This is a genomic window from Streptomyces sp. NPDC054796 (genome assembly GCF_053611545.1).
The window spans coordinates 23,656-30,088 of sequence record NZ_JBSHAO010000077.1 but is presented as its reverse complement, the minus strand read 5'-3'; the positions used below and the strand labels follow the sequence as shown (position 1 = coordinate 30,088).

Genomic DNA, 6,433 nt, shown 5'->3' with positions numbered 1-6,433 from the left:
GGCCGGGGCCGGCCCCGCCGGGGGGGGCGGGGGGGGGGCCCCCCCCGCTTCGGGGGAGGTCAGTAGATGTTGGCCTCGACCTGGGGGCCGTCCTGGCGCGACGCGTTGAGCTGGGCGCGCAGGGATATCTCGTCGTAGACGCGGACCTCCTTCACGATGCGCCCCTCCTGGACCAGGAACTGCGAGACACCGAGCACCGTGACAGGGCTGCCGGTGAGGGGGCCGAAGGCCGGGGTGCCGCGGTAGGTGCCGTGCATGGTCCACAGGACGGCCACGCGCAGGCCCGCGTAGCGCGGGGAGTGGTTCGTCTGGACGTCACGGACGGCGAACCGCGCGTCGGGGAAGGGGGCGACCATGGCGAGGAGGTCGCTCTGGTAGCGCTCCGGGCGGATGACGGTGCGGTCGCCGATCGTGTGGAGGAACAGGTCGCGGTCCATGTAGTCGCCGACCTTGTGCAGTTGGCGCTGTGTCCACACCTCGTCGATGAACTTGAGCACCATCTCGCACTCGGGACGGAACTCGTCCGGACGGGCACCGCTGACCCCGCTCAGCAGCACGTCCTCCGGCGGCTCGTCGAGCATGGAGCCGGTGTACCCCTGGAAGGTCAGTGCGCGGGCCGCCTCGTCCGGATCCTGGCCGCGTTGCAGGCAGTCGGCCAGCTCGTCGCGCACCACCCACTCCTCCACCATCCGGCCGCGCCGGTACAGGCAGTTGGCCACGGTGCGCTTGCGGATGCGGACGTTGCGGCCGTCCACGAGGTGCTCGTCGGCGGAGAAGACCAGGTGGGAGCTGAGGAAGGCGTCGTTGCCCCGCGCCTCCCACACCACGTCCTCCGCCTGGCCGATGTGGCCCGGGGTCTCGCCCATGCGGATGGTGGTGCCCTCGATGACACCGTCACGGCCGACGACGGTGCCGAGGCTGGTGTGCACGATCGAGTCCGGCTCGTAGTTGTCGACGATGTGGGCGATGTCGCGGTCGACCCAGATGCGGTCGGTCACCTCGCGGATGAAGTCGTCCGGGTCCTTGTAGGGGAGGTGGGCGACGGGGTCCAGGGGCATGGTGTTTCCGTTCCGGTAGTGATCTGAATGCGTATGTAGAGGGCGAGTTGGGGGAGCGGCCGGGGAAGCCGCCCGCCGCGCTAGCGGGCGAACTTGTCGGCGCCCAGTTGGCTCCGGTACGTCTCCGTCATGAAGGCGCTCACGACGACCAGGGCCAGCAGGGCCGCCACCGCCAGATAGGCCCAGACGGCGTAGATGGTGCCGAAGGTGCTGACCAGCAGCGTCGCGACGAACGGCGTGATGCCCATGAAGATGGAGAACGAGCTGTTGTACGCGATGGCTCCGGCGCTGAACCTGGTACGCGTGGAGAAGAGTTCGGCCACACAGACCGTGACGATGCCCGTGAGGAAGAACTCCGGCACGATGTAGATGAGCTGGCTGGCCACGGCCGTCCCGAAGGTGCCGCCCTCGCCGACCCAGAAGGCGACCGGGACGAGCACGATGCACGCGATGGCGCCGGTGACCAGCATGGGCTTGCGCCCGATCCGGTCCGACAGGATGCCGGCCAGCGGCAGGGCCGGGATGAGGACGGCGATGGAGATGGCGTTCGAGGCCAGGCCCATCCAGCGCGGCATCCCGAGCGTGCCGGTCAGGTACTGCGGATAGAACGTGACCCAGGTGTAGGAGAGGATCGCGAGCATGATCGAGATGCCGCAGTAGACCAGGATCGGCCGCCACTGCGAGCGCAGCGCCTCACGGATCGGCGACTTGACGACGTTCGTGCCTTCCTCGGTCGCGCGGACGAACTCCGGGGTCTCCTCGATGTGACGGCGCAGCCACATCCCGGCCAGCGTGAGCGGGATCGCCAGCAGGAACGGGATGCGCCAGCCGTACGAGTCCAGGGCCTCGCCCTCGAAGACCCAACTGGTCAGGGCGGCCGTACCGGCGCCCGCGAGGGTGCCGACGAAGCAGCTGTTGGACGCGTACGACGTGTAGTAGGCCCGCCGGTTCGGCTCCGCCCACTCCACGATGAACGCGACGGCCCCGACGTACTCGCCGCCCGAGACCGCGCCCTGGACGACGCGGATCAGCAGGAGCAGGATCGGCGCGGCGACGCCGATCTGCTGGTACGTGGGCAGCAGCCCGATCGCGGCGGTGGCCACGCCCATGGCCACGATGGTCCACAGCAGCGTCTTCCTGCGGCCGACCCTGTCCCCCCAGCGGCCCACGAGGGTGCCGCCCAGCGGGCGGAACAGGCAGGCGACGGCGATGATCGCGTACGTGCCCAGTACCGCCACGGTCCTGTCGCTCTCGGGGAAGAACGCCGGGGCCATGATCGGCGCCATGTAGCCGTACAGGCCGTAGTCGAACTGCTCGACGAAATTGCCGATGCTGCCCGCGCCGATGGCTCTGCGTATCGCCTTCCGCTTGTGCGGGTCGGCCGGGGGAGTGCCGACGTCTGGACTGGGTGGCGCTGCGGCGGACATGGCTTCTCCGATCGCGCGGGGATGAGGGGTGCAGGGGAGTGCATACGTATGAATTGATCGTGAACGCTAAGGGCCCCGGTGTGGGGCGTCAAGGGGTCGCGCAGGCGGGAAACGGCGGCCCGGGAAGCCGGGGGCCGGAGGGCACAGTCCCGGGGCGCACGACGCCTCCCCCCGACGGGCGGGCGCCCGGCGGGGTGGTCGTCGGGGGTGCCCGGCGCCCGGCCGTCAGACGGGGTCTTCGGCCGCGCCCGTCGTCCCGGCCGTGCTCGTCGTCCCTGGCGCGGCCAGGGAGCGCAGGGTGTCCATGAGGACGTGGGCCATGTTGTAGAGGACGAGCTGGGCCCCCTGGCGTTCGGCGGCCCGGGCGGCGTCGAGACCCGGCACGATGGTCATCACCGCGCGCTCGTTGGCCCGTGCCGCGTCGTGTGCGCGGGCAATCAGCCCGTCGACGACGCCGGGTCCGGGGAAGCCGCAGTCCGCTGCCAGGTCGGCGGGGCCCACCAGGACCGCGTCCACCCCCTCCGTGGCGGCGATCGCGTCGGCGGCTTCGCAGGCCCGCCGCGTCTCGACCATCGCCACGACCAGGGTCTCGCGGGACGCGGCCACATGGTCGGCCGCCGTGACCGTGCCGAACCGGCCCGCTCTGCTGTAGGTGGCGAAGCCCCGTTCTCCCCACGGCGGGTAGTGGCTGGCGGCCACGGCCCGCGCGGCGTCCTCGGGGCCGTCCACGTGCGGGTGGATCAGCCCGGCGGCGCCCAGGTCGAGGCAGCGCAGCGCGAGCGCCGGTTCGGCCGAGCCCACGCGGACCAGGACGTCGAGCCCGTGCGCCGCCGCGGCCGTCAGGTGCTGCTGGAGCAGCGCCGTGTCGGCAGGCCCGTGTTCGCAGTCGATGACGGCGTAGTCGAACCCCGCGACACCCGCCATCTCCACCAGCGTCTCCGAGGGGAGCCGCAGCAGGACGCCCCGCAGCCGCTCGCCGTCCGCCAGCCGCCGCTTGAGGCCGCGGCGCGACGGGAGCGGCGTGCTCCGTGCCGTCACCGTGCCACCATCCCCGCGGAGAGGTCGATGTCGGCCCCGCACAGTCCGCGCATGCGCAGCATCGCACTGACGGCCTCGCCCACCTCGTCCTCGGTGACCATCCGGCCCAGCGCCGAGCGGGCGGTGAACGCCTGCTCGGCCTCCGCGTACGTACTGCCCGTGCGTTCCGCCTCCAGCCGGAAGTTGCGCTCCATGCGCGGCCCCGAAACGGGCCCGGGGGACAGCGAGTTGACGATGACGCCCGAAGGGCCCGCCTCGGCCGCCAGCGTGGCCGTGAGACCGATGACCGCCATCTTGGACGCGCAGTAGGGGGTGCGCCGGGGCAGTGGCCGCTTGCCCGAAACCGAGGCGACGTTGACGATGTCGCCCGTGCCCCGCGCGGTCATGGCGGGCAGGAAGGCCCGGCACATCAGGAACACCCCGCGCACGTTCACGTCGAAGACCTCGTCCCAGTCCCGCGGGGTGATCTCGGTCAGCGGAGCCACGGGGCCCGCGATCCCGGCGTTGTTGACCAGGACCGATATCTCCTCACCGGCCAGGCTCCGGGCCAGCTCCGCGACGTCGTCGGGGCGCGAGACGTCGCAGACGCGGTGCGAGACGTGCGGGCCGAGCCGCGACGCGGTCTCCTTGAGCGTGGCCTCGTCGCGGCCCGTGATCACCACCCGGGCCCCGTCGGCGAGCAGCGACCTCGTGATGGCCCTGCCGAGGCCGCTGCCTCCCCCGGTGACGAGCGCGGTGCGCCCGCCCAGTGGTGCGGCGCGGCGGCTCATGCGGCGCCCTCCTCGTTCCACGGCAGGGCGCCCTCGCCGTACTTGGCGGCGCGGACGTCGCCGGAGCGTGCGTGGCCCTCGAACAGCTCGACGCGCGCGGCCCGGCCGCACACCTCGCCGAGCAGCGCGGACGACGCGGTGTCGGTGACCTCCTGGTACGTCACCGTCTTGAGGTACTTGCCGACCCACAGGCCGCCGGTGTAGCGCGCTGCGCCACGTGTGGGCAGGACGTGGTTGGTGCCGATGACCTTGTCGCCGTAGGAGACGCAGGTGCCCTCGCCGAGGAAGAGCGCGCCGTAGTCCCGCATCTTCTCCAGCGCCTGGCGCGGGTTCTCGGTCAGCACCTCCACATGCTCGCCGGCGTAGGAGTCGGCGATCCGGAACGCCTCGTCGAGGGTGTCGGCCACCACGATCTCGCCGTGGTCGCGCCAGGCCGGTGCGGCGAAGTCCCGGGTGGGCATGGTGGGCAGCAGCCGCTCGATGTGCCGCTCGGCCTCGCGGCCCAGCTCCTCGGACGTGGTGACCAGCACGGCGGGGGAGTCCGGACCGTGCTCGGCCTGCGACAGCAGGTCGACGGCGACCACGAACGGGTCCGCGTGCTCGTCGGCGATCACCAGGATCTCGGTGGGACCGGCGAACAGGTCGATGCCGACCTCGCCGAACAACTGCCGCTTGGCCTCCGCCACATACGCGTTCCCCGGGCCGGCGAGCATCGGGACGCGCCCGATGCTCTCGGTTCCCACGGCCAGCGCCGCGACGGCCTGGACGCCGCCCAGCAGGTAGATCTCGTCGGCGCCCGCGAGATGCATCGCCGCGACCGTCGCGGCGGGTACCTCGCCCCGGATGGGCGGCGTGCAGGCGGCGACGCGGGGGACGCCCGCCACCTTGGCGGTCACGATCGTCATATGGGCCGAAGCGGTCAGCGGGTAGCGGCCACCGGGCACGTACGCGCCCGCGCCGGACACGGGGACGTGCCGGTGGCCGAGGTGGACGCCGGGCAGCGTCTCGATCTCGACGTCGCCCAGCGCGTCACGCTGGGCCTGGGCGAACGTGCGCACCTGCCGCTGCACGAAGCGGATGTCGTCCAGGACCGTGCCGGGCACCTGGGAGACGATCCGCCGGGTCTCGTCGGGGCTCAGGCGGAAGGACGCGGGGCTCCAGGCGTCGAACTTCTCGGAGTACCGGCGGACCGCGTCGTCGCCGTGCTCACGGACGTCGTCGAGGATGACGCGGACGCGCTCGGCGACATCGGCGCGGGCCGCGGTCACTTGCGCCGCTGGCACGGGGGACTTGAGGTGTCGGGGCATGACGGCTCTCTTCCACTGCTGGTGAAGGGGCAAGGGGGAGTTCGGAGGTCCGGGAGTTCGGAAGGTGTTCAGGGGACGGAGGGCGCGGCGCCCTGGGGCGCCGTCCCGGTGGTCCCGGTGATGGCCGCGGCCAGTTCGCGCAGCGCGCCCTTCACCGCGTCGGGCCGCTGCCACGGCAGCAGGTGTCCCGCGTCGGGCAGCAGCGTCAGACGGGCTCCGGGGGCCGCGTCCGCGATCGCCCGGTGGAAGGCGGGCGGGCACAGCGTGTCCCGCGCCCCGGCCAGGACCACGGTGGGGCAGCGCACCGTCCGCAGCGCTCCGGCCGCGTCCGCGCGGGTCGCCTGCGCGGCGAGCTGGGCACGCGCCGCGGCGGGACCCACGGCGTGCGCCATGTCGCGGTAGCGCCGTGCGCCCTCGGGTGTGGCGCTGCGGTCGGGGAACATGTCAGGCAGGGTCCGCTCGACGACGTCGGCGAACCGCCCGTCCGCGATCAGCTCGTCCATCTCCCGCCAGGCCGCGTACTGCTCGGGGCGCGGCGCGCCCGCGTTGGCCGCCATCACGCACAGGCCCGCGACGCGCTCCGGTGCCCGGCGCAGCGCCTCGAAGCCGACGATGGCCCCCAGGCTGAGCCCGACGAGCACGAACGGGCCCTGGACCGTGGCGAGCACGTCCTCGGCGAGCGCCCCGATGTCAGGCCGTCGCAGCGGGACGTGGTGGACGTCGTGGCCCTCGGGGAAGCCCACGTCGTGCCACAGGCTCGCGTCGCAGAGCATCCCGGGCACGACGACGAGCGGCGGCCGGCCGGCCTCCCCGGTGTCGGTGTGCGGCACGCC

Annotated in this window: 6 protein-coding genes; all 6 read right to left on the bottom strand. The window is 72.7% G+C overall.

Going from position 1 to position 6,433, the window contains the following annotated elements:
• Positions 1-59: 59 nt before the first annotated feature.
• The gene (locus ACWGJ2_RS36625; RefSeq protein WP_453350699.1) at positions 60-1,058 is read right to left on the bottom strand and encodes an ester cyclase; all 999 of its coding nucleotides are present in this window, start codon (positions 1,056-1,058) and stop codon (positions 60-62) included.
• Between the two features lie 80 nt (positions 1,059-1,138).
• Positions 1,139-2,485 (bottom strand): MFS transporter, encoded by a 1,347-nt coding sequence (locus tag ACWGJ2_RS36620; protein ID WP_453350698.1) that lies wholly within the window; start codon positions 2,483-2,485, stop codon positions 1,139-1,141.
• A 225-nt stretch (positions 2,486-2,710) separates the two neighbouring features.
• Positions 2,711-3,523, bottom strand: coding sequence for an HpcH/HpaI aldolase family protein (locus ACWGJ2_RS36615; RefSeq protein ID WP_453350697.1), 813 nt, complete (start codon positions 3,521-3,523; stop codon positions 2,711-2,713).
• Positions 3,520-4,293, bottom strand: coding sequence for an SDR family NAD(P)-dependent oxidoreductase (locus tag ACWGJ2_RS36610; RefSeq protein ID WP_453350696.1), 774 nt, complete (start codon positions 4,291-4,293; stop codon positions 3,520-3,522). The genes ACWGJ2_RS36615 and ACWGJ2_RS36610 overlap by 4 nt, the downstream gene beginning before the upstream one ends.
• Positions 4,290-5,600, bottom strand: coding sequence for a histidinol dehydrogenase (gene hisD / locus ACWGJ2_RS36605; protein ID WP_453350695.1), 1,311 nt, complete (start codon positions 5,598-5,600; stop codon positions 4,290-4,292). Before hisD ends, ACWGJ2_RS36610 begins: the two co-directional genes overlap by 4 nt.
• 68 nt (positions 5,601-5,668) lie before the next feature.
• Entirely contained in the window at positions 5,669-6,430 is a 762-nt protein-coding gene (locus ACWGJ2_RS36600) for an alpha/beta fold hydrolase (protein ID WP_453350694.1), read from the bottom strand.
• Between the last annotated feature and the right edge of the window lie 3 nt (positions 6,431-6,433).

Excerpts from the sequence above, each read along its gene's own strand:
- ACWGJ2_RS36625 (WP_453350699.1), bottom strand. The coding sequence starts at position 1,058 with ATGCCCCTGGACCCCGTCGCCCACCTCCCCTACAAGGACCCGGACGAC.
- hisD (WP_453350695.1), bottom strand. The coding sequence starts at position 5,600 with ATGCCCCGACACCTCAAGTCCCCCGTGCCAGCGGCGCAAGTGACCGCG.
- ACWGJ2_RS36620 (WP_453350698.1), bottom strand. The coding sequence starts at position 2,485 with ATGTCCGCCGCAGCGCCACCCAGTCCAGACGTCGGCACTCCCCCGGCC.
- ACWGJ2_RS36610 (WP_453350696.1), bottom strand. The coding sequence starts at position 4,293 with ATGAGCCGCCGCGCCGCACCACTGGGCGGGCGCACCGCGCTCGTCACC.